Below are 23394 nucleotides of genomic sequence, written 5' to 3'. Positions count from 1 at the left end.
CAGGCCGGCGTCGATCCGGACCGGTGCATCCGAACCTGCACCTGTGTAGACACGCGGCGATGCGCCCCGAGGATGTCAGTGCCCTTGCCCTGTTGCTCCCCGGCGTGGTCGAGGCCGCGCATCAGGGGCATCCCGATTTTCGCATCGGCGGCCGGATCTTCGCGACCCTGTGGGTCGAGGAGGAGCGGGTCGTCCTGAAGCTCACGCCCGGCGACCAGGAACACCTGCTGGCCGAGGCGCCGGACCTGTTCGCGCCCGTGCCGGGGGCATGGGGGCGGCGCGGCTGGACCAACCTCGACCTGTGGGACGCCGACGAGGCGGTGCTGCGCGACGCCCTGCTGGCAGCGTGGCGCAACGTGGCGCCGGCGGCCCTCGACGGGGATTGAGGACGATCAGGCCGCGGCTTTGGCCACGGCGTCCACGACGGTGTCGACCACCTCCGATACCAGGGCGCGGTCGTCGCCCTCGGCCATCACGCGGATCACCGGCTCCGTGCCCGAGGCGCGGATGACGAGGCGACCGTCGTTGCCGAGGCGCTCGCGGGCCTGCGCGATGGCGGACACGACCGAATCCGCCCGCAACGGCTCGCCTGCGCGGTAGCGGACGTTGCGGAGGATCTGCGGCAGGGGATCGAAGCAGTGGCAGACCTCGCTGACCGGCCGGTCGGAGCGCTTGACCACGCTGAGGAGCTGCAGGGCGGCCACCAGACCGTCGCCGGTGGTGGCGTAGTCCGACATGATGATGTGTCCGGATTGCTCGCCGCCGAGGTTGTAGCCGTGCTCGCGCATGTGCTCGAGGACGTAGCGGTCGCCCACCGCCGTGCGCGCCAGGGACAGGCCTATGCCGCCGAGGTAGCGCTCGAGGCCGAGGTTCGACATGATCGTCGCAACCAGCCCCGGCTGGGTCAGGCGATCGTCCTCCTTCCACGAGCGGGCGACGACGGCCATGAGCTGGTCCCCATCCACCGACTGGCCCTTCTCGTCGACAATGAGAACCCGGTCGGCGTCGCCGTCCAGGGCGATGCCGATGTCGGCGCGGAGTTCCCGGACCTTGGCGGCCAGCGCCGCCGGCGCCGTCGAGCCGACATCCTGGTTGATGTTGAATCCGTCCGGCTCGACCCCGATGGCGATGACCTCGGCGCCGAGCTCCCACAGGGTCTCGGGCGCGACGCGGTAGGCCGCGCCGTTGGCGCAATCGACCACGATCCGCAGACCGTCGAGGGTGACGTTGCGGGGCAGCGAGCGCTTGGCGAACTCGATGTAGCGGGCATGCACGCTCTCGATGCGCTTTGCCCGGCCGAGATCGCGCGAGCCCGACAGCCGCTTGTGCATCTCGCCGTCGATGAGCGCCTCGATGGCGCGCTCCACGTCGTCGTTGAGCTTGAACCCGTCCGGACCGAACAGCTTGATGCCGTTGTCCTCGAACGGGTTGTGGGAAGCGGAGATCATCACGCCGAGGTCGGCCCGCATGGAGCGCGTCAGCATGGCGACCGCGGGCGTCGGCATCGGACCGAGCTGGAGCACATCCATGCCGACCGAAGTGAAACCGGCGATCAGGGCCGTCTCGATCATGTAGCCCGACAGGCGGGTATCCTTGCCGATCACCACCCGGTGACGATGGTCGCCGCGCTGGAACAGGAGCCCGGCGGCCTGGCCGACCTTGAGGGCGAGTTCGGGCGTGATCACGCCGTTGGCGCGCCCACGGATGCCGTCGGTGCCGAAATACTTGCGCGACATGGGTTCGCGATCCGTCTGCTGTCTGGTGCGGTGGGCCCGGAATCCGCCTCCGAGGCTATCCCGGCACGGTTAACGGGGCCCGGACATGCGTGAGCCCGCCGGGGGGCGGGCTCACGGGCTTATCCCAGGGGATTCGAGGCGTTCAGGCCTGGGGCTGCGGCTCCAGGCCGCCATCGGTCTCGCGCGGCCGGCCGCGACCGGCGGAGGGAACCGACGAGCCCCGGACGGTGCTTGAGGGACCATCGCCGGAATCGCGCACCGGCGGCTTGCCGGCGATGAGATTCTTGATCTCGTCGCCCGACAGGGTCTCGTATTCCAGCAGTCCCTGAGCGAGGGCTTCAAGGTCGTCCTTGTGCTCGCCGAGGATGCGGCGGGCCTCCTCCAGACCGGTCTCGACGAGGCGGCGGACCTCCGCGTCGATCTTCTGGGCGGTGGCTTCCGAGACCGTCTGCTGACGGCCCATGGACATGCCGAGGAACACTTCGTCGTTGTTCTCGCCGTACGCGACGGTGCCGAGTTCGGGGCTGAAGCCCCAGCGGGTCACCATCATGCGGGCGAGACGTGTGGCCTGCTCGATGTCGGACTGGGCGCCCGAGGTCACCTTGTCGGCGCCGAAGGTCATCTCCTCGGCGATGCGGCCGCCCATCATGATGGCGAGACGCGAGGTCATCTGCTCGAAGCTCATGGACAGCTTGTCGCGCTCCGGCAGCTGCATGACCATGCCCAGCGCCCGGCCGCGCGGGATGATCGTCGCCTTGTGGACGGGGTCGGTGGCCGGCACGTTGAAGGCGACGATGGCGTGGCCGCCCTCGTGGTAGGCGGTGAGACGCTTCTCGTCCTCGGTCATGACCAGGGTGCGCCGCTCAGCGCCCATCATCACCTTGTCCTTGGCGTCCTCGAACTCGTGCATCGTGACGATGCGTTTTCCGCGACGCGCCGCCAGGAGCGCCGACTCGTTGACGAGGTTCATGAGGTCGGCGCCCGAGAAGCCCGGGGTTCCGCGCGCGATGACCTTGAGGTCGACGTCCGGTGCCAGCGGCACCTTGCGGACGTGGACGCGCAGGATGCGCTCGCGGCCGACGACATCGGGATTCGGCACCATGATCTGGCGATCGAAGCGGCCCGGACGCAGGAGGGCGGGGTCCAGGACGTCGGGCCGGTTGGTGGCCGCGATGATGATCACGCCCTCGTTGGCCTCGAAGCCGTCCATCTCCACGAGGAGCTGGTTCAGGGTCTGCTCGCGCTCGTCGTTGCCGCCCCCCAAGCCGGCGCCGCGATGACGGCCCACCGCGTCGATCTCGTCGATGAAGATGATGCAGGGTGCGTTCTTCTTCGCCTGCTCGAACATGTCGCGGACGCGGCTCGCGCCGACGCCGACGAACATCTCGACGAAGTCCGAACCCGAGATGGTGAAGAACGGCACGTTGGCCTCGCCCGCGACTGCCCGGGCGATCAGGGTCTTACCCGTGCCGGGGGGGCCGACGAGGAGAACGCCGCGCGGGATGCGGCCGCCGAGGCGCTGGAACTTTTGCGGGTCGCGCAGGAATTCCACGATCTCCTGCAGGTCCTCCTTGGCTTCCTCGACGCCGGCGACATCGTCGAAGCTCACGCGGCCCGAAGCCTCGGTAAGGAGCTTGGCCTTCGACTTGCCGAAGCCCATGGCCCGGCCCGCGCCGGACTGCATCTGGCGGCTGAGGAAGATCCAGGCGCCGATGAACACGAGGATCGGCAGCCAGCTCACGAGCAACTGGATGAACCACGGCGTGTTGTCCGACGGCGGCCGCGCGGTGATCTGCACGCCCTTGCTCTGGAGTTTCGAGACCAGGCCGGGGTCGTTCGGCGCGTAGGAGGTGAAGTTGCCGCCGCCGACGTAGGAGCCGCTGACGTCCTGCCCGGAGATCACCACCGTCTGAATCTTGCCGGCATCGGCATCGTTCAAGAGCTGGCTGTAGGCGATCTCGGCGCCGCCGCCGCGATGTCCCGGATTCTGGAACAGCGTCACGAGGGCGAGCACGAGCAGGAAGATGACGACCCACAAGGCGAAATTGCGGAAGTTCGGGTTCATCGATCAATCCCTGGGGGGCATCCGGGCCCGCGGCGCGAATGGGGCGGATATCAGTCCGGACACTCCGAGCCAATGTAGGCAGCCCCGCCCCCCTTGCCAAGTAAATCGCGTACTCCTGCGGCAAGGCGGTCCCCAGCCCCGTCGCCGCCGGTCCTGGCCGGTGCCGGCGCGAGGGTGAACCCCCTCCCCCGCGTCAGGGAAACCAGCAGGCCCGCCAGGGTCCGGCGCAGGGGCGCCCGATCCCGAAGCGCCGGGCGCAGGGCGTCGAGCACGAGGGATTCGATTCGCTCCAGGCGCGGCCGTCCCGCCCCGGCCTCCGCGAGGGCCAGGGCGACGACGCGGATGAGGACCGCATCCGGCAGGTTCGCCAGCCCCGATGCGTCGAGGCGGACCAGGGTGGGAGCATCGGCCGGACGGCGCGCCGTGACGTAGGCGGCGCGGGCGGCCTCGGTGAGAGCCGCGTCGTCGCGGGCGCACCGCGCGGCAAGTCGCGTCAGGCGGGCGTCGCTCAAGCCCTCCCGGGCGAGGTCCGGCAGGAGGCGGCGCAGCCGGGCGCGGGCGAAGCGGGGATCGGCGTTCGACGCATCTTGGATGGGGGTGAGGCCATGGGCGATGCAATACGCCACGAGGCCGGCTTTCGGCAGGGCGAGGAACGGTCGTCCGAGGCGGACCCGACCGACGAGGGGACGCACGGGCCGCATGCCGGCGAGACCCGCCGGGCCGCTCCCGGCCAGCAGGCGCATCAGCACGGTCTCGGCCTGGTCGTCGCGGGTGTGTCCGGTGAGCACCCAATCGAGACCGAGCCGTTGCGCGTGGGCGCCCAGCAAGGCGTAGCGCGCCCCGCGCGCCGCCGCCTGGAGGCCGTGGGCCGGTTTCGGGCCGGTCCAGGCGAGGATGCGGTGCGGCAGTCCGAAGTCCCGCGCCAGGGTGGCGACGCCCTCCGCCTCGACGGCCGAGGCGGCCCGCAACCCGTGATCGACGGTGGCGACGTGGAGCGGGATCGTGGGACCGACCCGCTCGAGGGCCTGCTTGGCGGCCTGCATCAGGGCCGTCGAATCGGGACCGCCCGAAACGGCGAGCAGCACGCCGCCATGCGGGATCGCGGGCGCGACGTAGGGAGAGAGCGCCGCCTCGATGGCGGCAGGGTCGAAGTCCGGCGCGGTCACGCCGCGCAGCGGGCGCGCTTCTGCTCGCGGGCCACACCCTGCCGCACGGACGGCGCGGCACCGGGGAACTTGCGCTCGAGTTCCGCCAGCGTCGCGCAGGCCTGCTCGCGGGCGCCGAGGGCGTTGAGCGAGGTCCCGAGCTTCAGCATCGCGTCCGGCGCCTGGGCCGAGCGGGCATAATCCGTCGACACCTTCAGGAACTGCTCGGCCGCCTCGCGATTGCGGTTGCGCTGGAGGTAACTCTCTCCGAGCCAGTAGGTCGCCGCCGGCACCAGCCCGTCGCGTGGGTGGGATTGGATGAACTGGCGCAGGCCCATCTCGGCCTGCTCGTACTGCCGCTGCAGGATGTAGGCGTAGGCCGATTCGTAATCGGCGCGGGCGTCACCCGTGGCGGTGGCGGCGACGCCCGGGCGGGCCGGCGCCGCGATGGCGCCCGTGGTCGGTACACGCGACGGCGGCGTGAGATCGACGGGGCCGCCGAAGCCGGGCGGCGACAGGCCGGGCTCCTCGTCGTCGGCCTCCACCACCGTCGGCGGCACCGTGCGGGCGCGGGGCGCCTCGGCCAAAGGCGCCGCGGACATGGCGTTCGACGACATGGCGTTTGACGACATGGCGTTCGAGGGCGTCGTGGTGCCGAGCTGCATCGGTGCGCCCGGTCGGCCGGGGTTCTGGTCGGGATCGAAGGCGTCGCTGCGTTTGGCCGGCTTCTGCGGCGCCGGATTGCCGCTCGGGGATGCCGCACCGCGACCGCCCTTGGCCTCCTGCAGGCGGAACTCGACATCCTCCTGGAACTTGCGAAGCTGTTCCTTGAGCTGGCGGTTCTCGTGTTGGAGCGTCTCGATCTGCCCCGCCTGCTGGCGCGACTGGTTCTCCAGCCGGTTCAGGCGCACGACGAAATCGGACCCGTCCTGGGCCGCCGCGGGCGACAGGGCCGCGAGCGCGAGGCAGGTGACGAGGAGGAGGCGACGGAGCATGGCGATCGGCACCGGTGAACGTGTCCCGCGAAGGCCATCGACTGGCCTCCCGCCCCATAACAGGTGTGCCGCATTGCGGCAAAACGCGGGCGCCCCGTTTCCGAAAGCGCCCGCCTCTCGCGTGATCAGGAACCGGCGCCGCGGTCGAGCACGGTGACGGCCCGCCGGTTCTGCGACCAGCACGAGATGTCGTTGCACACGGCGACCGGCCGCTCCTTGCCGTACGATACCGTGCGGATGCGGCCCGAGGCGATGCCGCGCGCGGCGAGGTAGTCGTTCACCGCCTGGGCGCGGCGGGCGCCGAGGGAGAAGTTGTACTCGCGGGTGCCGCGCTCGTCGGCATGGCCTTCGACGAGGAAGGTGTAGCGCGGGTAGCGCTGGAGCCAGGCCGCCTGTTTGTCGAGGGTGGCCGTCGCCGTGGACGTCAGGTCCGTCGAATCGGATTCGAAGAACACCCGGTCGCCGATGTTGACCACGAAGTCCTGGGCGCTGCCGGGCGTGCCCGCCCCGGCCCCGTAGGCCCCACCCGCGCCGGCGCCGAAGCCGGAGGCGTCGGCGAGATCCTTGTCGTTGCTGCAGGCGGCGACGCTGAGCGCGGCGCAGAGCGCCGCCGCGAGGCTGAACACGCGGGAGCGCGCGATCGTGGTCATGGTCCTGTTCTCCTCGAACGGCGCCGGCGCGCGGCGCGGCCCGATATCCGGGGCTGGTGCGGTGTCTTCAGCCCCGTTGTCTAAGCCGGGCAGGTTAAGCGAAGGTTCCGTCAACCTTGACGGAGCGTTTCCACCATCGATTCGCGGCAGATGACGTGCGAGCCCGCACGCCGATGCCGATGGGACTATCGTCATCCGACAATACGGCGGCGTCGGGACGGTTCGACCGAGCCCGATCTTTCGCGCATTCGTGTCGCTTCACCGCAACGGTCGGCCTCGCGGCCGTGCGATCGCCCGGTCCGGATCTGCCGCGTTCGGTCAGGCGGCGCAGGCCGCCAACGGGGTCTCGGGCCGCGCGCCGGCTTCCATCGCGCAGATGGCCGCGATCGCCCCTTCTGCCGCGGCTCGGGCCGCCTTCAGAGGAGCGGCCAGATCGGCTCCGAGGAGGCAGGCCTGCTCCATCTCCAGGCAGCACCGCGACAGGTCGAAGAACCCGAGCGAACCGCTGACCGAGAGCAGCGTGTGCGCATCGTGGCGCAGGGCCAGGCGGTCGGTATCGGGCCAGCCAAGCCGCTGCGAGATCTCGATCCTGAGATGGCCCAGGAGGTCCATCAGCCGCGCCTGGCCGAACACTCCTTCGAGCTCGGCCAGGGTCGCCGGATCGTAGACCGGCACCACGCCGGCGACCCGCGACGCGATGCCCGCTGCGAACGGAACATCGAGGGCCTGCGTGCTGTCGATCGGAGGCGCGGATGCGGGCACGGTCAAGCCACCGCTGGAGTTGAAAGAGGCTTAACCATTATCAGGATAGACGCGTCGTTGCAAAGAGTTGGGGCGAAGAGTTGGGACGGGTGATGGATTCCCACTGCCGGGTTCTGATCGTCGAGGATAACTACCTGCTGCTCGACATGCTCAGCCGTGTCTTCGATCAGGGTGGCCTGAGCGTCGTCGCGGTGTCGAGCGGCGAAGCGGCGCTGACATCCATCCGCGAGACCGGCCCGACCATCGACTGGCTGTTCACCGACATCAACCTGCCCGGCCTCGTCGACGGCTGGAGCGTGGCCGACGCGTTCCGGGCGCTGCATCCCCGCCGTCCCGTGGTCTATGCCTCCAGCGGCACGTATCCGCGCAATCGCGCCGTCAGCGACAGCCTGTTCGTCGCCAAGCCGTTCCGGATGCAGCCCATCGCCGAACTCGCCCGGGGCATCGCCGCCGCATCGGGTCTGCGCGCCGCCGGATAGCCCGGAGCCGGGGATTCAGGTGAACAGAGCCCGCACCGCCGGGTCTGCCCGCCAGGCCGCGACGCGCGGACATACGAGGCGGTCCGCCGGATGCCGGGCGTAGGCGGAAAAGCTGCCGGCGACGAAGGCGGAGCGATCGAACAGAATCGGGGCCGCGCCCCATTTCCGCTCCTTGGGCTTGTAGTGCGTGGTTCCCGGGAGGCCGTAGCGCCGCGCGATCTCCGGATAGAGCGGCCAGACCGCATCCGACACGAGGTCGTCGGCGAGATAGTCCTCCGCCGCGACGGACAGGGGCGCGAGACCCGCCTCGCGGGCGAGGCGGTGGGCGATGTCGGCGAGCACGAACAGCTTCGGATGGTTGAGGACGTGCATGAAGCAGCCCCGCCGCGACCAGCGCGCGAGTTCCGCGTCCAGGGGAAACGCGAGGTCGCGCGCGCTGCCGAGGAGGTAGGTGCTGGCGTGGTCCCAGGCGTCGTAGTAGCCGAGCCGCGCGTAGACGTCGTCGCGGAACAGGCGGAGGGCTTCATCAACGGTGCGGCCTTCCAAGTAGGCGCAGAGGGCGATGGCGGAGTGATACGGCCCCATGGGCGAACGCACGAGGTGGGTCGCCGACAGCGCGCCGACATCGCCGACATGGACCATATCCGGGTGGAAGGCCGGAAACAGGATCGTGGGGAACAGGCGTAGGCGCGCATCCCCCTGCGCCAGGGCGTGAACGTTGCCGCCCGTGACGAAGCCCTCCGGGAAGAACTGCGAGAACACGTGGTCGAAGGGCGCGAGGTGGTCGCGCAGGCGCGCCAGGGTGGCGTGGTCCCGCCGCAGGGTCGCCAGGGGGACGAGGGTGACCCGGGCCTCGGGCAGGAGCAGGCTGAGGGCGCGTGCGATGCCGTCGGCCTGGCAATTGCCCAGCACGGCGATGCGGCGACCCGTTCGGACCGGCTCTCCCGAAGCGACGGCCCGGCGCCATGGTCCCGCCCAGGATGGCGACCAAGAGCAGACGCGAGATCTGAACGATGAGACGGATCGCGTCAGGGTCTCGACCCGTGCGACGGCCCGGTGCGGCCAGCCTGTGAGCGAACGGATGAGAGGTGCCGCCGTGGTGATGAACCCTTACGCCGATCTACCGGCCGAGCGATTCTGGCGCAAGGCCGTAGCCGGAGTGCCGCCCTTCGCCCTGACGCCGGGGCCCAGCGGGGTGTTTCTCATCCCGCCGGGGGCCCGGGTCGCCACCGCGGGAAGCTGCTTCGCGCAGCACGTGGCGCGGGCGCTCACGGAGGCCGGCTTGGGCCGCTACCTCGCCGAGCCGGCGCCCCCCGGCCTGTCCGAGGCGCAAGCGGAAGCGCGCCAGTACGGCACCTATTGCGCCCGCACCGGCAACGTCTACACCGCGCGCCAACTGCTCCAGCTCTTCGACCGGGCCTACGGCACCTATCGCCCCGAGCTGACCGCGTGGACCCGGCCGGACGGACGCCTCGTCGATCCGTTCCGCCCCGCCGTCGAGCCCGATGGCTTCGCGGACGAAGCGGCCCTCCTGGCGTCGCGCGAAACGCACCTCGCGGCCGTGCGAACCATGTTCGCGGACCTCGACGTGTTCGTGTTCACCCTCGGGCTGACGGAGGGCTGGGAGCATCGCGCCGACGGGGCGGCCCTGCCCGTGGCGCCGGGCGTGATCGGCGACGCCTTCGATCCGGCGCGCTACGCCTTCGTCAACGCCCGTGCGGGCGCCGTGCGGGACGACATGCTGGCGTTCCTCGACCGGCTGTTCGCGGTGAATCCGGGCGCCCGGGTGATCCTCACGGTCTCGCCGGTGCCGCTCATCGCGTCCTACGCCGACCGGCACGTGCTCGTGTCCAACGCCTACAGCAAGGCGGCCCTGCGAGTGGCGGCGGAGGAGGTGGTCGAGGCCGAGCCGCGCGCGGTGTACTTTCCCGCCTACGAGATCGTCACCAGCACGGCCAATGCCGGCCGGTACTACGCCGAGGATCTGCGCTCGGTGACGCCCGAGGCCGTCGCCCACGTCATGCGGGTGTTCCTCGGCGCCTTCACGGATGCGGCGCCCGTGGCCCGGGTGCCCCACCCGCTCGGCCTCGAATACGCCCGCGCGGCCGGCGTGATCTGCGACGAGGAAGCCATCGAACGCAGCCTCGCCTGAGGCCGTCCGGCCCCTACTGCAGGTGCTTGAAATAGGTGTCGCCGGCCGCGCGCTTCAGTTCGGCGCCGGCCTCGGCGCCGATACGGGCGGCATCGGCGACGGAGCCCGCGCGCTGGACCGCCCAGTGCGCGCTGCCGTCGGGCAGGAACAGCAGGCCGTCGAGGGACAGGCTGTCGCCGTCGATGCGGGCCAGCGCCGCGATGGGGGTGCGGCACGAGCCGTCGAGTTCGGCGAGCAGGCCGCGCTCGGCGGCGAGTTCGGCCGTCGCCCGTGCGCTGACGAGGGGGGCGAGGAGGGCCCGCACGTCGGAATCATCCGCCCGGCACTCGATGCCGAGCGCGCCCTGCGCCACCGCCGGCAGCATCTCCTCGACGGCGAGCACGGAGCGGGCCATGTCGGCCATGCCGAGGCGCTCCAGCCCGCACAGGGCCAAGAGGGTGGCGTCGCAAGTGCCCTCCTCCAGCTTGCGCATCCGGGTGTTGGCGTTGCCGCGCAGGGGGACGATGCGGAGATCCGGCCGCCGCATGAGCACCTGGGCGGCCCGGCGCAGGGACGAGGTGCCGATGCGGGCGCCGGACGGCAGGTCGGCGAAGCCGGATGCGCGTGGCGACAGGAACGCGTCGCGCGGGTCGTCGCGCTCGAGGATGCAGGCGATCACGAGCCCTTCGGGCAGCCAGGTCTCCACATCCTTCATGGAATGCACGGCGACGTCGACCACGTCGGCGAACAGCGCCTGTTCGAGTTCCTTGGTGAACAGTCCCTTCCCGCCGATCTCCGAGAGCGGCCGGTCGAGGATGCGGTCGGCCACGGTGTTGACCACCACGATCTCGGTCTCGAGCCCCGGATTGGCGGCCACGATCTTGTCCCGCACCATCCCGGTCTGAGCGAGGGCCATCGGGCTGCCGCGCGTGCCGATGCGGAGGGGGCGCTGGGTCTTGGGCGAAGTCATCGGCGCGGATCGCTCCGGGTGGGTGTCCTGACACCGTGGTACGCAGTCCGCACGGCCCTGTCACCGGGCATCCGGGGGCCGCACGGCGCATGCGAAGCGGGTTTCGCACAAGCGGCCCCGGTTCCGCCTCGAACCCCGCTGGGGCGCGCGTGAGCAGGTCCGCTCGCGACGAGTCGATCGGTTGCGTTATCGCAAACTTAGCGATTCATGACGCCTCCTGGTTGCAAAGCTTGGCGGGGATGCGGCCGGATGAGAGTGAGCAAGCTGGAGCGCTACTATCAGGCCGAGTTCGGCCCGCGCGACGATCCCGGCGCGCCGGAGCCGGCGCCCGTGCGATCCCGCGCGCCCGAGCGGATGCGCGGTCGCCGCCGCGGGCCCGGCCCGGTCAAGCTCGTGCTGCTCCTCGGCGGGGTCGGCTTCCTCGGGGCGTCCCTGCTGATGCCCTGCGGCTCCGGCGCCGGGCCGGGTTTCCTGCCGCAGGGCCTCGTCGCCGCCGTCTGCGCCCGCCAGGCGGTCATGGGCCACATCCGCGGACTGGACGATCGTTTCCGCTCCATCGCCGGCGCCCTGCGCTAGGGCTGCGCCCGACCACATTGGGTCGGGACACATGGTTAGGTCTTTGTTTTGCTGCGTTCTTTTCTACCGAGCCGGTATTGGATCCGGCGGTGAGCGCTCCTGGGCCGTTCCGGCCGCTTGCCCGAATTCCATCGCGAGATCCCGGCCATGACACCCACGTCCGACGCCTCACGCCCACCCGGGCTCGCCGACCCGGCCCCGTTGCGACGCACCGACCGCGACGGAGCCGCGGCCTTCGCCGTGGAGCGCCGGCGCCTGCGGGAGGCGCACGCGACGGAGCCGAAACGGGGCGGGATCGGCTGGAAGTTCGGCCTCGCCGTCGATCTCGCCCTGCTGTCCCTGCCGATTCCGGCGGTGATCGTGGTGCCCCCGCTCCTCGAATGCCGGCACCGGTCGGTCCATGTCGGCTTCTTCGCGGGCGATTCGTTCGAGGCCTGCGCCAGGCGCCGGATCGCCGCCCGCTGGAACCACCTCGATGCGCGCATCAAGATGATCGTCCGCAACTCCGGGCAGTGAGGTCTCGCGTCAGCGGTCTCACGTCAGAAGGCCTGAAGCGTCAGTTCCGTGTGCTCAACGCTCGGCGGCGCCTCGAAGAACGGCGAGACCATGGCGCGGTAATCCTGCCAGGCCTGGGAGCCGGTGAAATCCTTGGTGTGGTTCTCCAGGGTGTCCCACTCGATGAGGAGGCGATAGCGCTGCGGCTTCTCAATGGAGCGGCGCACGGCGAAGCTGCGGCAGCCCTTGGCTTCCCGAAAAATCTCGGCGGCCCGGGCGATGCCGGCCTCGAAGTCGGATTCCGTGCCGGGCTTGAGGTCGATCTGCGCGATTTCGAGGATCATGGCGGGTCCTTTGTTCGGGGAGGGGTCAGCGCAGGGGGCGGCCGAGGGTGCGGGCGAGGATGCGCTGCGGGCTGCGCTCGGGGTCGGCCTGGTCGGCGACCCGGAGGTAGGCGGTCTGTTCCAGCATGTAGCGGCCGCCCATGGCGCCGTGCATCACCAGGTCGGAGAACGTCACCCAGGTCTGGCCCGGCGCGAAGCGCACGTCGGCCTGCGGGGCATCGGCCTGATAGGCCATGTCCTGCTTCAAAGCGTCGTGCAGATGCAGCATCAGGTGGTCGTATTCCGAGCGCCGCGCCTTGGTGATCTTCAGAGCCGCGAGCAGCCGCGCCGAGAGCGGCGAATAACCCGGCAGCTTCGGCGCGAACTTCTGGGCCATCGAGGCGAAGTCTTCGCCCACCCGCCACAGGCGCGGCTGACCTTCGGGGTTGATGTTGCGGAAGATCCGAAGAATGCGCTTCTCGCCGATGGGGTTCGACGGGAACGCGTCGACGTGCAGGCGGGTGTCGTCGCGCCGCCAGCTCAGCTTGCGCTGGTCCACCTCGAACGGGCGGTAGGAGGTGCCGGCCAGGGCGATCTTGCCCGCATAGGTCGGGAGATACCGGGCGATGAGGGCGTCCGCGAAGGCGCGGTAGCGGATGAGAAGCTGGCGCAGTGCCTCCTGTTCCTCAGGGGTGCCGGCCGCGCCCCGCAGGCTCGCGGCCTCGCCCCGGATGTTCACGTTCTTCGCCTTGCCGTCGGCGAAGGGCCGTTCGACGAAGCGCTCCTCGAACGGGCTGAACGGAAAGTCGAGATCGGGGAACATCAGGACCGCCCCGCCCTCCAGGGCATCGACCAGGGATGGCGCACCGGGGGCCGAACCTTCTCGGGAGACGGAAACGATCGGGCTGATCATCGCGGGCGGCGTCCTGGGTTTCCGGCGGGTGGAGACGGGGTTTATCCGAAGGTGACGCCCGAGACCAACCCGGCCGTCGGGCGCGCGAATACCGGTGGATGACGGCTCTGGCCGGTTGTCAGGGTGCGGCGGGAGGCTCAACCATGCGGTTCCCGTTGCGCGCAACTTCACGGCGCGCGGCACGTTTGTATGGCGGTCCGAGATCCGAGCGCGGATCCGGCACCGGCAAGGAAGCCAGCATGGCGACGTTGAAGGAATTCGAGGAGTCGCTGCGCGAGCACGGGATGCTCATGGCGCTCGCCCTGCTGGAGCGCCTGCGCGAGCGTGACCGCGCCACCCGCACCATCAAGCCGGCGCGCCGCCTCACGGGGCAGAAGATGACGCCCGAACTCGCCCGCGCCATCCTCGACCTTCACGCCTCAACGGGCATGACCCAGCAGGAGATCGCCTTCAAGGTCGGGGTCAACCAGGGCCGGGTCAACGAGGTGATCAAGCGCGGCAAGTGGCTCGATGACGATCCGAACGCCCCAGAGGCCATCGCCCGCGACAAGGCCAAGGCCCGCCTGCGGGCCGAGCCCGTGGCGAAACGTCCGCCAGTCAAGCGCAGCGTGAGGCCTGCCGCGCGGCCGGGGGCCCCGGCGCGGCGTCCGAGCCCCCAGGGCCAGCTCATCTTCGGGGATCTCTAGGACGGCGCGGTGTCCCGCCGCAGGATCACGGGGCACGGCGAAGCGTTTTCCCATGTGCCGTGGACGGGTCCACGGCGTGAGGGATCGATCATGACGCGCATACTTCTCGCGCTGATCTGCGTCGGCGCGGTCAGCCCGGCTTTCGCACAGCGGCCGTCCACCACCACCATGAGCTGCGCCCAGGCGAAAGGCATCGTCGGGCGGGAGGGCGGCATCGTCCTTGGCACCGGCGGCCCGACCTACGACCGCTTCGTCCGAGACCGCAGCTTCTGCGAGATCACCGAGATCACGATTCCGGCTTTCGTCCCTGCGGGCGACACGCCGCGCTGTTTCGTCGGCTATCGCTGCAAGGAGCCGGGCCGCGGCGACCGCTTCGACGACGAATCCTGACGGTTCGAAATGAAAGCGCCCCGGCCTTTCGGCCGGGGCGCCCCGCTGGTTTTGAGAGCGGAGCGGCGTTTACGCCGCCTGCTGTACCGAACCCTCGATGGTCGGGGTCGCGGACGCGCGACCCGTGGCGATCTGGATCTGGCGCGGCTTCTTCGCCTCAGGGATCTCGCGGACGAGATCGATGTGGAGGAGGCCGTTCTCCAGCACCGCACCCGTCACCTGGACGTAGTCGGCGAGCTGGAAGCGGCGCTCGAAGGCGCGCGCGGCGATGCCCTGGTGCAGGAACGTAACCGGCTTGTCGGGATCGGTCGCACGCTCGCCCTTCAGCGTCAGCGCGTTCTCCTTGACCTCGATGGCGAGATCGGAGTCCGTGAACCCTGCGACCGCCACCGTGATCCGGTAGGCGTTCTCGCCGGTGCGCTCGATGTTGTAGGGCGGATAGGTCGGGGCCGGATCGGCGGCGACGTACTGGTCGAGGGCCGAGAACAGGCGGTCGAAGCCGACGGTAGAGCGGTAGAGGGGAGCAAGATCGAACTGGCGCATGACATATTCTCCATAAGAAGCAACATGCTTAGATCGGGTCCGCCCGAGGGCCGGACCTGTCGCACCGCCGTAACGGCCGGTGCCTCCGTGATATTGGCGGAGTCGTTTGTCTTCGCAAGAGCCTGAAACCCGCGCGTCGCGGTGTTTTTCGCAATTTTTTCGATGTGGTGACAGGCCGGAAGGGATGGCATGGCACAAGAGGCGCACCGGTGGGGTAAGGCCTGCCGCACGAGGATCGGCCGATGCTGACGCTAGGTTCCACACCCGACAATCCTGTCCCGCCCGGCGGCGCCCTGAAGGCGGTCCGCACCGAGGACGGCGTCGAGCTGCGGGTCGCGCATTGGCGCCCCACCACCCGTCTCGTGAAGGGCACCGTTTGCCTGCTGCAGGGCCGGGCCGAGTTCATCGAGAAATACTACGAGACGGTCGGTGATCTGCGCGGACGCGGCTTCGCCGTCGTGGCGTTCGATTGGCGCGGCCAGGGCGAATCGCAGCGCCAGGTCGCCGACGCGCACAAGGGCCACGTCGCCCGGTTCGACGATTATCGACGCGACCTCAAGGCCGTCGAGGAGGCGGTCCTGCGGCCCCTGATGCCGCATCCGCATATCGGTCTCGCGCATTCCATGGGCGGCGCCGTGGCCTTTACCGGGGCCTACGAGGGCTGGCTGCCGTTCAGCCGGATCGTCACCGTGGCGCCGATGCTCGCCCTGCGCATGGTGCGCTGGCCGGCCGGCGCCTCGGCGCTCGCGCGCATCCTCCACCGCCTCGGCCTCGGCCGGCGCTACATCCCGTTCGGAACGCCGACCTCCATCGCCACGAAGCCGTTCGCCCGCAACCGCCTCTCGAGTGACCCGGTGCGCTATGCCCGCAACGCCGCGGCGGCGCGGGCCGTCGGGGCCGGGGCCGTAGGCGATCCGACCATCGCGTGGCTCGCGGGCGCCTTCCGCACCATGCGGCGCCTGCGCGACCGTCGGGTGGCCGCATCCATCGCGATCCCGGCCCTCGTCGTCGGCGCGGGGGCGGACCCGGTCTGCGAGACGCGGGCGACGGAGCGGTTCGCCCGGCTGGTGCGCGGGGCGCACATCCTGGTCCTACCCGGCGCCCGCCACGAGATCCTGTCGGAAACCGACGCGATCCGGGACGATTTCTGGGCGGCGTTCGACGCGTTCGTGCCCGGCACCGTCGTCGAGCCGACCAGGACCGCCGGGGCCTACACCGATGCCTGAGACTGTTTCCGGATGATCCATTCGGAGACAGTCTCAGGCAGCCCGCGCGGCGCCTGAGCGAAGCTCAAATCCGCATCGCGAAGCGATCAGCCGGATTTGATATGAGCCCTACGGGTTGAGGAGACGAAGGGCCTCGGCGTGCAGTGCCCGGTCGCCAGCGGCGACGATGCGGCCGCCGGCGGCGGCCGGTCCGCCGTCCCAGGCGGTGATGACGCCGCCCGCTCCCTCGACGATGGGGATGAGGGCGACGATGTCGTAGGGCTTGAGCCCGGCTTCCACCACGAGATCGACCTGGCCCGCCGCCAGCATGCAATAGGCATAGCAATCCGTGCCGTAGCGCGACATCCGCACGGCCGCCTCGATGGCTGTGAAGCCGTCGCGCTCAGGGCCGTCGGCGAACAGGCGCGGATCGGTGGTGGCCAGCAACGCGTGCTTCAGGACCGTGCCGCGCCGGGCGCGCAGGATCCGCTCGCCCCGGAACGAGCGCATCCGCGCCGTGGCGCCGTCGCCGGAGAAGCGTTCCCCGAGGAACGGCTGGTGCATCAGGCCGCGGACCGGCACGCCGTGCCGGGTGAGGCCGATGAGGGTGCCCCAGGTCGGCAGGCCGGCGATGAACGCCCGGGTGCCGTCGATGGGGTCGAGCACCCAGACGCATTCGGCGTCGAGGTTCTCCGAACCGAATTCCTCCCCCAGGATGCCGTGGGTCGGGAAGCTGCGGCGGATCAGGCCGCGCAGGATCACCTCCGCCGCGCGGTCGGCCTCCGTCACGGGGTCGAAGGTCCCGCCATGGCCCTTGTCGTCCATGCCGAAGGCGGCGCGGAAGAACGGCAGGATCGCCTGCCCGGACTCGGTGGCGAGATCGTCCATGAATCGCGCGAGATCGACGACGCTCATCGAAACTTCCTGTCCGGGACCCTGACGGCAGCGAAGCGGACGCGACGCCTCGCCGTCAAGTCCCGACGGACGCGCGACCCGCGATCGGACGGGCGCCCGGCCCCTAGACGGGCACGGGCGCACCGACGGGATGCGCGGCCGGACGCTCCGCCGCCACGGGGTCCGGGGTGGCCGGATCGGCGGCGGCCACGATGGCGTCGATGGCGCCGCGCAGGGAGGTGACGTGCATGTCCGCCGGGATCGCCCGGCGCTGGGCCGCCTCGTCGAGACCGTTCTCGTCCGCCTGCCACAGGCCGACGACCAGGCGGGCCCGGGGCAGCTTGCGCCGCAGGCGTTCGGCCAGCCGCCGGAGGTGGGTCGGCTCGCCGCTGATCGCCGTCGAGACGATGCAGGCGAGGCGCGCCGGGCCTGGATCGAAGGTGTCGATCCGCGCCCGCGCCAGCTCGGCGAACGGCACCGTGCGTGCGCCGATCCCGCGCGTCCGCAGGAGCTGGGCCAGGATCGCGCAGGCGGATTCGTCGACGAAGCTGCGCCCCGACACGCACAGGACGGTTCCGGGCTCGGCCCAGGCCGCGGTGACGCCGGTCCGCGCCTCCTCGGCGTCAGGAGGATCGGCCCCCTCGTCCTCGCGCTCCGCGAGATCCTCCACGAGGCCGGCCAGACTCTGGCGGATATCGGCTTTCTGCTCGGTGGTGAGCACGCCGCGCGCCGCGTCGCGGGCGGCGAGTTCGAGGCCCCGGATCACCACCTCGTCGTAATAGGCCGCGAGCGAGCAGGACTTAAGGATGAGTTCGGCGTGCTCCTGCACCTCGTCGGCATCGCCCGCGAGGATGCGCTGGTAGAAGTTCTCCACCGGCGTCAGGGCGGGCCGGTCGCCGAACAGCACGTCGAGGAATTCGAGCTTGTCGACGTGGCGCCCCAGCACCACGAGGCAGACGGTGAGCGGCGTCGACAGCAGCAGGCCGACGGGCCCCCACAGCCAGGTCCAGAACAGGGCCGAGACGAGGACGGCGAACGGCGACATGCCGGTGGAGTGGCCGTACAGCATCGGCTCGATGAAGTGGCCGACGAGGGGCTCGAGGATCGCGAACAGGATCAGCGTCTCGACCACCATGGTCCAGCCCGGATCGACGGCCGCGGCCAGGGCCAGGGGAAACACCGCCGACAGCACGGCGCCGATATAGGGCACGAACCGCATCAGGGCCGAGAAGATGCCCCACAGCACCGGGCTCGGCACGCCGATGACGTAGAGGCCGACGCCGACCACGAGGCCGAACGAGGCGTTGAGGGCGAGCTGCACGAGGAAGTAGCGGCTGAGCCGCTTGGCGGCGTCGTCCATGGCGACGGTGGTGCGGTGCAGGTCGCTCGATCCGGCGAGGCGGATCATGCGGTCGCGCAGGTCCTCGCGTTGCATCAGCAGGAACAGCAGCACAACGAAGACGATGCCGATGGTGGCGAGGGGATGCAGGATCGGCGACAGCAGGGTGCCCGCCATGGTCAGCGCGTCGGGCGCGCGGTCCTTCACCTCGACGAGGATCGCCTTCTCGGGCGGCGGGGCGGCCGGGGCCGCGTCGGGCTTCGGTTCGGGTTTCGGCTCCGGCTTCGGGCCGTCCTGGTGCATGGTCCGGCCGATGCCGGCGACATACTCGGCCATGCGGCCGGCCGGGGTGTCCTTGAGGCCCTCGACCTTGCGCTCGATGGTGGTGCGGTAGCGTGGGACATCGCCGGCGATGTCGGCGAGCTGGACCCCGATGAGGGCGCCGAGGGCACCCACGACGCTGAGCGTCATCAGCACCGAGGCGGCCACCGACAGGAAGCGCCCGAGGTGCCAGCGCCGTAGCAGGTTCACCAGGGGGCCGAGGACGAAGGACAGCAGGATCGCGATGGCGATGGGAATCAGCACGTCGCGGCCGAGATAGAGGCCGGTGACGATGAGCGCGGCGACGATGAGGGGCGAGCTCATGGTCGGGGCCGGCGTCTCGGCGGCGGCGATCCGGGTCGGGCGCGGCGGAATCAGCGGGGGTTTCGTGGTGGGTCTCGTCGCCATGCCGGTTCCGTCTCGACGCTACGCCGGCCGCCCTCGGATCGGGCGCCGCGTCGGGGGAACGGTGCGGCGCCGCAAAACGATCCCTCCGCGGCACGCTCCGGATCGCGGCTCCGTGATCAGGCGACGAACGGCGCCAGGGTGAAGCCGGCCTCCTCCAGGGTCCGGCGCACGGCGGCGGCGGTCGCCACCGCATGCGGATCGTCGCCGTGGACGCAGACCGTGTCGATGGCGACGGGAATGCGGCGGCCGGACAGGGTGAGGAGCGCGCCCTCTTCCACCATGCGGCGGGTTCGCTCGGCCACCTCGACCGGGTCGGTGATGACGGCGCCGGCCTGGCTGCGGGGCGCGAGCTGCCCGTCCTCCGCATAGGCGCGGTCGGCGTAGATCTCGCGCGCCACGGTCAAGCCCGCCGCCTCGGCCGCCCGTTCGGCTTCGAGGCCCGGCATCACCATCACGACGAGGCCGGGATCGACGCCGCGCACCGCCCGGACGATGGCTTGCGCGACGCCGGCTTCGGCGTTGGACAGGTTGGCGAGCGCCCCGTGCGCCTTCACGTGGGTGACGCGGTGGCCGGCGAGCGCGGCGCAGGCCTGCAGCGCACCGATCTGGTAGGCGACATCCGCTTCGATTTCGCCGGGCGTGGCGCGGATCACCCGCCGTCCGAAGCCGCGCAGGTCGTCGAAGCCCGGATGGGCGCCGACCGCCACCCCGCGCGCCTTCGCGGCCCGGGCGGTGGCGACCATGATGGACGGATCGCCGGCGTGGAAGCCGCAGGCGACGCTGGCCGAGGTGACGATGTCGAGGAGCGCGGCATCGTCGCCCAGGGTGTAGGCCCCGTAACCCTCGCCGAGATCCGCGTTGAGATCGATCCGCATGCAGGTCTCCGTTCGAGGGCTGCCCTGGAATGCTCGGGGCGACGCGGGGTTGCGGATGCCCGAACCCTCATTCTCACCGGCGCTCGCGAGACTCTGTCTTCGGGATTCTTCACGGAAGTATCGTCCCGTTCTATAAGACCTTCGGACGCCGAGAATACAAATACAAGTCGCCGCGAGCGGCGGATTTAACACGATCTTAGGCGTTTTCCCGCAACCTGACGCTGCGTGTCGAAGACCAGCGAGAGATGGATGTCGGGTTTGAGCCTCCTGCGCGGAGCCGTGGCGTCCCCCTCCGGGACCGGGCTGCGCGGCGTCGCGGCGGAGATCGCGGAACTCAAGCGCATTTCGTCGGAGAAGAGCCGCCGCATCCAGGGCATCACCGGCCAGGTCAAGATCCTGGCCCTCAACGCCCTCATCGAGGCGGCGCGGGCGGGCGAGATGGGACGCGGGTTCGCCGTGGTCGCCCAGGAAGTCCGGGCCATCGGCGGCGAGGTCGAGGGAATCGCCCGGGCCCTCGAGGCCGAGCTGTCCGACCGGATCGCCGGGCTTCAGGCCCAGGTCGAGGATCTGTCGACCCGCACCCGCGACGACCGCCTCATCGATCTCGCCCTGAACGCCGTCGAACTCATCGACCGCAACCTCTACGAGCGCACCTGCGACGTGCGCTGGTGGGCCACCGATGCGGCCATGGTGGCGTGCGCCACTGCCCCGACGCCCGACAGGGTGGCGCACGCGACGGCGCGCCTCGGCGTGATCCTCGACGCCTACACGGTCTACCTCGACCTGTGGCTGTGCTCGCCGGAGGGTATCGTCGTCGCCCATGGCCGCCCGGAGCGGTTCCACGACGTGGTCGGCCGGGACGTCTCGGCCGAGTCGTGGTTCCGCGAGGCCGCCGGCCTGCGGGACTGCGATTCCTACGTCGCCGCCGATGTCGCGCGGCAGCCGCGTCTCGGCAACGCCCAGGTGGCGACCTACTGCGCCGGTATTCGGGCGGGCGGCGTGAGCGATGGGCGGCCCGTCGGCGTGCTGGCCATCCATTTCGACTGGGAGGCGCAGGCGCGCGCCATCGTCGAGGGTGTGAGGGTGGCGCCGGAGGATCGGGGCCGGACCCGGGTGCTCCTCGTCGATGCCCGGTGCCGGGTTCTTGCGGCCTCCGACGGGCGCGGCGTCCTCGAAGAAGTCCTGCCCCTCCAGAAGGCGGGCCGTGCGAGCGGCGCGGACCGTGATCCGCGCTCGGGCGCCGTCACGGCGTTTCACCGGACGCCTGGCTACGAAACCTATGCGGGCCTCGGCTGGTACGGCGTCATCGTCCAGGGGGCAGAGCCGTGAACCCGGCTCATACAAGAACAGGCATCGCCGGCCCGTCCGCGACCGCGAACACCCGGCGATAGCGCGCGATCTGGTCCGCCGGCCCGATGGCCTTCGATGGGTTGTCGGAGATCTTCACCGTGGGCCGCCCATCCGCCGTGATGACCTTGCAGACGATGGAGATCGGATCGAGGCGCCCATCCGGCACGAGGCCGCGGAAGTCGTTGGTCAGCAGGGTGCCCCAGCCGTAGCCGATGCGCATCCGCCCGTGGAAATGCGCGTGGATGGCCTCGATGGTCTCTACGTCGAGGCCGTCGGAGAAGATCGCCAGCTTCTCGCGGGGGTCGCAGCCCCGCGACCGCCACCACGCGATGGCCTCCTCTCCGCCCGCGATGGGCTCCTTCGAATCGATTCGGATGCCCGTCCAGGCGTTCATCCATTCGGGGGCGTGCGCGAGGAAGCCGCTGGTGCCGTAGGTGTCCGGCAACATGACCAGGAGATTGCCGGCGTAATCCTGCTGCCAGTCCGCCAGCACGTCGTAGGGGGCCCGCGCCAGGGCCTCGTCGCCGTCGGCCAGCGCCGAATACACCATGGGCAGTTCGTGGGCGTTGGTGCCCACGGCCTCGACCTCGCGGCGAAGCGCGATGAGGCAGTTCGAGGTTCCGAGGAACCGGTCGCCGAGGCCGGCCCGCATGGCCTCGACGCACCAGTCCTGCCACAGGAAGCCGTGGCGGCGGCGCGTGCCGAAATCGGCGATGGACAGGTCCGGCAGGGCGCGGAGGCGCTCGATCTTCTCCCACACCCGGGTCATCGCCCGGGCGTAGAGCACCTGGAGTTCGAGCTTGCCCATGTGGCGTACGACGCCCCGGCTCCGCAGCTCGTTGAGGATGGAGAGGGCCGGTACCTCCCACATCGACGTTTCGATCCACGGGCCGTGGAAGGTAAGCACGTACTGCCCGTCGCGGGCCTCGAGTTCGTATTCGGGCAGCCGGAACGTCTCGAGCCAGTCCATGAAGTCGGGGGCGAACATCTGGCGCTGGCCGTAGAAGGTGTTGCCGCGCAGCCAGGTCGATTCCCCCCGGCTCAGCGTGAGGGTGCGGGCGTGATCGAGCTGCTCGCGCAGTTCCCCGGCATCGACGAAGTCGGCGAGCCGCACGCTCTTCGACCGGTTCTGGATGCCGAAGGTGACCCGGGCGTCGCGACGGCGGCGGAAGATCGATTGCGCCATCAGCAGCTTGTAGAAATCGGTGTCGAGCAGCGACCGGACGATGGGATCGATCTGGAAGTTGTGGTTGTACACCCGCGTCGCGAGGTCGATCATGGTCGGGCACCGTCCGGCGCGGGACCGAGACGCCCGCTCAGCCGCGAAAGGCGCATAGGCCTCGCCTCCGAGTCAATCGGCCGACCGGATGCCGGAACGCGAAAGGGCGGCCCACCCTCCGGTAAGCCGCCCCTCCCAAAACGCGACGTGTGAGACGATCAGGCCAAATCGACCTTCTTGGTCTCGGTCTTGGGCGACTCGCCGGTCAACGCGGCCTTCACGTAGCCGTAGATGTGCAGGGCGGTGGCATTGGGACTGTCCCAGTACTCGCCCTTCTCCGGGTGGACGCGGATCAGAGCGACCTCGGGGTCGTCCTTGCCGTTGGGGAACCAGGTCTTCAGGCTCTCGGTCCACTTGTCGTCGATGACCTTCTGGTCGGTCACGATCTCGGCCTTGCCCGCCACGGACACGTAGGTCTGGCTCGACGGGTCGGAATAGGCGAGGTTGATCTGGTTGTCCTTGCTGATCTCGGCGGTCTTGGGCGAGTGCAGCTTGGAGAAGAACCACAGGTCACCGTTCTCGTCCGCCTCCTGGCACCACATCGGGCGGCTGTAGAGCTTCCCGTCGGGGTCCGCGGTGGTCATCATCGCGACCTTGATGTCCTTGATGAGGGCGAAGAGCTTCTTGGCGCCCTCGTGATCGCGGTGGTTGCCCTGGTGCATGGGGTTGAAATCTCCGACTCGGTCTCGACGCATCCGGACGCCGCACCTCGAAGGGCGCCGGCGATCGGTTCGAGGGCACAACGGGCGAGCTTCGCTTTTGTTTCGGCCCTTCACCGTTTCGCCAAGCCTCGTTTCCGGCGGTCGTCCGCGTCCCGTTTCGAGCCCGCGATTCACGGATTCGCGATAAAGGGCCGCGCGGCCC

At 70.2% G+C, this 23394-nt stretch carries 25 protein-coding genes; 9 read left to right on the top strand and 16 right to left on the bottom strand.

Annotation, left to right across the window (positions count from 1 at the left end; all coding sequences use genetic code 11):
- Positions 1-59: 59 nt before the first annotated feature.
- Positions 60-386, top strand: coding sequence for an MmcQ/YjbR family DNA-binding protein (locus tag ASG60_RS11715; protein WP_056385719.1), 327 nt, complete (start codon positions 60-62; stop codon positions 384-386).
- A gap of 6 nt (positions 387-392) precedes the next feature.
- Here ASG60_RS11715 and glmM read toward each other — a convergent pair whose 3' ends face one another.
- From glmM to ASG60_RS11685, 6 genes are all read right to left on the bottom strand, one after another.
- Positions 393-1736: a phosphoglucosamine mutase gene (glmM, locus tag ASG60_RS11710; protein ID WP_056385717.1), complete on the bottom strand. Its 1344-nt coding sequence runs from the start codon at positions 1734-1736 to the stop codon at positions 393-395.
- 142 nt (positions 1737-1878) lie between these two features.
- The gene (ftsH, locus tag ASG60_RS11705; RefSeq protein WP_056173293.1) at positions 1879-3801 is read right to left on the bottom strand and encodes an ATP-dependent zinc metalloprotease FtsH; all 1923 of its coding nucleotides are present in this window, start codon (positions 3799-3801) and stop codon (positions 1879-1881) included.
- A gap of 50 nt (positions 3802-3851) precedes the next feature.
- The gene (gene tilS, locus ASG60_RS11700; protein ID WP_244476646.1) at positions 3852-4967 is read right to left on the bottom strand and encodes a tRNA lysidine(34) synthetase TilS; all 1116 of its coding nucleotides are present in this window, start codon (positions 4965-4967) and stop codon (positions 3852-3854) included.
- Positions 4964-5941 (bottom strand): tol-pal system protein YbgF, encoded by a 978-nt coding sequence (ybgF, locus tag ASG60_RS11695; RefSeq protein WP_056174108.1) that lies wholly within the window; start codon positions 5939-5941, stop codon positions 4964-4966. Before ybgF ends, tilS begins: the two co-directional genes overlap by 4 nt.
- A 125-nt stretch (positions 5942-6066) precedes the next feature.
- Positions 6067-6591, bottom strand: a complete 525-nt coding sequence (pal, locus tag ASG60_RS11690; RefSeq protein ID WP_056306015.1) for a peptidoglycan-associated lipoprotein Pal — start codon at positions 6589-6591, stop codon at positions 6067-6069.
- A gap of 318 nt (positions 6592-6909) precedes the next feature.
- The gene (locus ASG60_RS11685) at positions 6910-7353 is read right to left on the bottom strand and encodes an Hpt domain-containing protein (RefSeq protein ID WP_244473823.1); all 444 of its coding nucleotides are present in this window, start codon (positions 7351-7353) and stop codon (positions 6910-6912) included.
- Between the two features lie 92 nt (positions 7354-7445).
- Between ASG60_RS11685 and ASG60_RS11680 the strand changes: the two genes are divergently transcribed.
- The gene (locus tag ASG60_RS11680; RefSeq protein WP_056173286.1) at positions 7446-7832 is read left to right on the top strand and encodes a response regulator; all 387 of its coding nucleotides are present in this window, start codon (positions 7446-7448) and stop codon (positions 7830-7832) included.
- Between the two features lie 15 nt (positions 7833-7847).
- Here the strand turns inward: ASG60_RS11680 and ASG60_RS11675 are convergent, their stop codons facing one another.
- The gene (locus tag ASG60_RS11675) at positions 7848-8744 is read right to left on the bottom strand and encodes a WcbI family polysaccharide biosynthesis putative acetyltransferase (RefSeq protein ID WP_056173282.1); all 897 of its coding nucleotides are present in this window, start codon (positions 8742-8744) and stop codon (positions 7848-7850) included.
- Between the two features lie 190 nt (positions 8745-8934).
- Between ASG60_RS11675 and ASG60_RS11670 the strand changes: the two genes are divergently transcribed.
- Complete coding sequence (locus ASG60_RS11670) at positions 8935-9984, top strand: GSCFA domain-containing protein (protein ID WP_056385715.1); 1050 nt, start codon at positions 8935-8937, stop codon at positions 9982-9984.
- A gap of 13 nt (positions 9985-9997) precedes the next feature.
- On the opposite strand, the gene hemC is transcribed toward ASG60_RS11670, so the two are convergent.
- Positions 9998-10933: a hydroxymethylbilane synthase gene (gene hemC, locus ASG60_RS11665; protein ID WP_082479229.1), complete on the bottom strand. Its 936-nt coding sequence runs from the start codon at positions 10931-10933 to the stop codon at positions 9998-10000.
- Positions 10934-11182: 249 nt separating this feature from the next.
- Here hemC and ASG60_RS11660 point away from each other — a divergent pair, with 249 nt between their 5' ends.
- Complete coding sequence (locus ASG60_RS11660) at positions 11183-11509, top strand: hypothetical protein (protein ID WP_156398879.1); 327 nt, start codon at positions 11183-11185, stop codon at positions 11507-11509.
- A gap of 147 nt (positions 11510-11656) precedes the next feature.
- Positions 11657-12025 carry a hypothetical protein gene (locus ASG60_RS11655; protein ID WP_156369048.1) on the top strand — a complete coding sequence of 123 codons (369 nt, stop codon included), beginning with the start codon at positions 11657-11659 and terminating at the stop codon, positions 12023-12025.
- A gap of 23 nt (positions 12026-12048) precedes the next feature.
- On the opposite strand, the gene ASG60_RS11650 is transcribed toward ASG60_RS11655, so the two are convergent.
- Both ASG60_RS11650 and ASG60_RS11645 read right to left on the bottom strand, forming a co-directional pair.
- Complete coding sequence (locus ASG60_RS11650; RefSeq protein ID WP_056385711.1) at positions 12049-12348, bottom strand: antibiotic biosynthesis monooxygenase family protein; 300 nt, start codon at positions 12346-12348, stop codon at positions 12049-12051.
- A 25-nt stretch (positions 12349-12373) separates the two neighbouring features.
- A complete protein-coding gene (locus tag ASG60_RS11645; RefSeq protein WP_056385709.1) occupies positions 12374-13240 on the bottom strand; it encodes a Kdo hydroxylase family protein in 867 nt (288 codons plus the stop codon).
- Positions 13241-13479: 239 nt separating this feature from the next.
- Between ASG60_RS11645 and ASG60_RS11640 the strand changes: the two genes are divergently transcribed.
- Together ASG60_RS11640 and ASG60_RS11635 are read left to right on the top strand one after the other, a co-directional pair.
- The gene (locus ASG60_RS11640; RefSeq protein ID WP_056385707.1) at positions 13480-13926 is read left to right on the top strand and encodes a hypothetical protein; all 447 of its coding nucleotides are present in this window, start codon (positions 13480-13482) and stop codon (positions 13924-13926) included.
- A gap of 90 nt (positions 13927-14016) precedes the next feature.
- On the top strand, positions 14017-14316 hold the full coding sequence (locus ASG60_RS11635; protein WP_056173260.1) for a hypothetical protein: 300 nt from the start codon (positions 14017-14019) through the stop codon (positions 14314-14316).
- 69 nt (positions 14317-14385) lie between these two features.
- Here ASG60_RS11635 and ASG60_RS11630 read toward each other — a convergent pair whose 3' ends face one another.
- Positions 14386-14859, bottom strand: coding sequence for an Hsp20 family protein (locus ASG60_RS11630; RefSeq protein ID WP_056261015.1), 474 nt, complete (start codon positions 14857-14859; stop codon positions 14386-14388).
- A gap of 242 nt (positions 14860-15101) precedes the next feature.
- Here ASG60_RS11630 and ASG60_RS11625 point away from each other — a divergent pair, with 242 nt between their 5' ends.
- A complete protein-coding gene (locus ASG60_RS11625; protein WP_056306030.1) occupies positions 15102-16085 on the top strand; it encodes an alpha/beta hydrolase in 984 nt (327 codons plus the stop codon).
- Positions 16086-16193: 108 nt separating this feature from the next.
- Here the strand turns inward: ASG60_RS11625 and hisN are convergent, their stop codons facing one another.
- The 3 genes from hisN to ASG60_RS11610 form a co-directional block, all read right to left on the bottom strand.
- Complete coding sequence (hisN, locus tag ASG60_RS11620) at positions 16194-16979, bottom strand: histidinol-phosphatase (protein ID WP_056385705.1); 786 nt, start codon at positions 16977-16979, stop codon at positions 16194-16196.
- 103 nt (positions 16980-17082) lie between these two features.
- Positions 17083-19026 (bottom strand): AI-2E family transporter, encoded by a 1944-nt coding sequence (locus ASG60_RS11615; protein ID WP_056385703.1) that lies wholly within the window; start codon positions 19024-19026, stop codon positions 17083-17085.
- Positions 19027-19142: 116 nt separating this feature from the next.
- Positions 19143-19901 carry a 5-oxoprolinase subunit PxpA gene (locus ASG60_RS11610; RefSeq protein ID WP_056385702.1) on the bottom strand — a complete coding sequence of 253 codons (759 nt, stop codon included), beginning with the start codon at positions 19899-19901 and terminating at the stop codon, positions 19143-19145.
- Between the two features lie 249 nt (positions 19902-20150).
- Between ASG60_RS11610 and ASG60_RS23760 the strand changes: the two genes are divergently transcribed.
- Positions 20151-21230, top strand: a complete 1080-nt coding sequence (locus ASG60_RS23760) for a methyl-accepting chemotaxis protein (protein WP_082531731.1) — start codon at positions 20151-20153, stop codon at positions 21228-21230.
- Between the two features lie 7 nt (positions 21231-21237).
- Here the strand turns inward: ASG60_RS23760 and ASG60_RS11600 are convergent, their stop codons facing one another.
- Together ASG60_RS11600 and ASG60_RS11595 are read right to left on the bottom strand one after the other, a co-directional pair.
- Complete coding sequence (locus tag ASG60_RS11600) at positions 21238-22530, bottom strand: nicotinate phosphoribosyltransferase (RefSeq protein ID WP_056173236.1); 1293 nt, start codon at positions 22528-22530, stop codon at positions 21238-21240.
- Positions 22531-22688: 158 nt separating this feature from the next.
- Positions 22689-23192 (bottom strand): pyridoxamine 5'-phosphate oxidase family protein, encoded by a 504-nt coding sequence (locus ASG60_RS11595; protein ID WP_056173233.1) that lies wholly within the window; start codon positions 23190-23192, stop codon positions 22689-22691.
- Between the last annotated feature and the right edge of the window lie 202 nt (positions 23193-23394).

It is taken from the genome of Methylobacterium sp. Leaf469 (assembly GCF_001424745.1).
GTDB lineage: Bacteria > Pseudomonadota > Alphaproteobacteria > Rhizobiales > Beijerinckiaceae > Methylobacterium.
The sequence above is the reverse complement of the archived record's forward strand: the minus strand, read 5'-3'. Positions and strand labels throughout refer to the sequence as shown.

Bases quoted from the DNA above. Each gene is read 5' to 3' on its own strand.
- ASG60_RS11715 (WP_056385719.1), top strand. From the start codon at position 60: ATGCGCCCCGAGGATGTCAGTGCCCTTGCCCTGTTGCTCCCCGGCGTG.
- glmM (WP_056385717.1), bottom strand. From the start codon at position 1,736: ATGTCGCGCAAGTATTTCGGCACCGACGGCATCCGTGGGCGCGCCAAC.
- ftsH (WP_056173293.1), bottom strand. From the start codon at position 3,801: ATGAACCCGAACTTCCGCAATTTCGCCTTGTGGGTCGTCATCTTCCTG.
- ybgF (WP_056174108.1), bottom strand. From the start codon at position 5,941: ATGCTCCGTCGCCTCCTCCTCGTCACCTGCCTCGCGCTCGCGGCCCTG.
- pal (WP_056306015.1), bottom strand. From the start codon at position 6,591: ATGACCACGATCGCGCGCTCCCGCGTGTTCAGCCTCGCGGCGGCGCTC.
- ASG60_RS11680 (WP_056173286.1), top strand. From the start codon at position 7,446: ATGGATTCCCACTGCCGGGTTCTGATCGTCGAGGATAACTACCTGCTG.
- ASG60_RS11670 (WP_056385715.1), top strand. From the start codon at position 8,935: ATGAACCCTTACGCCGATCTACCGGCCGAGCGATTCTGGCGCAAGGCC.
- hemC (WP_082479229.1), bottom strand. From the start codon at position 10,933: ATGACTTCGCCCAAGACCCAGCGCCCCCTCCGCATCGGCACGCGCGGC.
- ASG60_RS11660 (WP_156398879.1), top strand. From the start codon at position 11,183: ATGAGAGTGAGCAAGCTGGAGCGCTACTATCAGGCCGAGTTCGGCCCG.
- ASG60_RS11655 (WP_156369048.1), top strand. From the start codon at position 11,657: ATGACACCCACGTCCGACGCCTCACGCCCACCCGGGCTCGCCGACCCG.
- ASG60_RS11650 (WP_056385711.1), bottom strand. From the start codon at position 12,348: ATGATCCTCGAAATCGCGCAGATCGACCTCAAGCCCGGCACGGAATCC.
- ASG60_RS11645 (WP_056385709.1), bottom strand. From the start codon at position 13,240: ATGATCAGCCCGATCGTTTCCGTCTCCCGAGAAGGTTCGGCCCCCGGT.
- ASG60_RS11640 (WP_056385707.1), top strand. From the start codon at position 13,480: ATGGCGACGTTGAAGGAATTCGAGGAGTCGCTGCGCGAGCACGGGATG.
- ASG60_RS11635 (WP_056173260.1), top strand. From the start codon at position 14,017: ATGACGCGCATACTTCTCGCGCTGATCTGCGTCGGCGCGGTCAGCCCG.
- ASG60_RS11630 (WP_056261015.1), bottom strand. From the start codon at position 14,859: ATGCGCCAGTTCGATCTTGCTCCCCTCTACCGCTCTACCGTCGGCTTC.
- ASG60_RS11625 (WP_056306030.1), top strand. From the start codon at position 15,102: ATGCTGACGCTAGGTTCCACACCCGACAATCCTGTCCCGCCCGGCGGC.
- hisN (WP_056385705.1), bottom strand. From the start codon at position 16,979: ATGAGCGTCGTCGATCTCGCGCGATTCATGGACGATCTCGCCACCGAG.
- ASG60_RS11615 (WP_056385703.1), bottom strand. From the start codon at position 19,026: ATGGCGACGAGACCCACCACGAAACCCCCGCTGATTCCGCCGCGCCCG.
- ASG60_RS11610 (WP_056385702.1), bottom strand. From the start codon at position 19,901: ATGCGGATCGATCTCAACGCGGATCTCGGCGAGGGTTACGGGGCCTAC.
- ASG60_RS23760 (WP_082531731.1), top strand. From the start codon at position 20,151: ATGTCGGGTTTGAGCCTCCTGCGCGGAGCCGTGGCGTCCCCCTCCGGG.
- ASG60_RS11600 (WP_056173236.1), bottom strand. From the start codon at position 22,530: ATGATCGACCTCGCGACGCGGGTGTACAACCACAACTTCCAGATCGAT.
- ASG60_RS11595 (WP_056173233.1), bottom strand. From the start codon at position 23,192: ATGCACCAGGGCAACCACCGCGATCACGAGGGCGCCAAGAAGCTCTTC.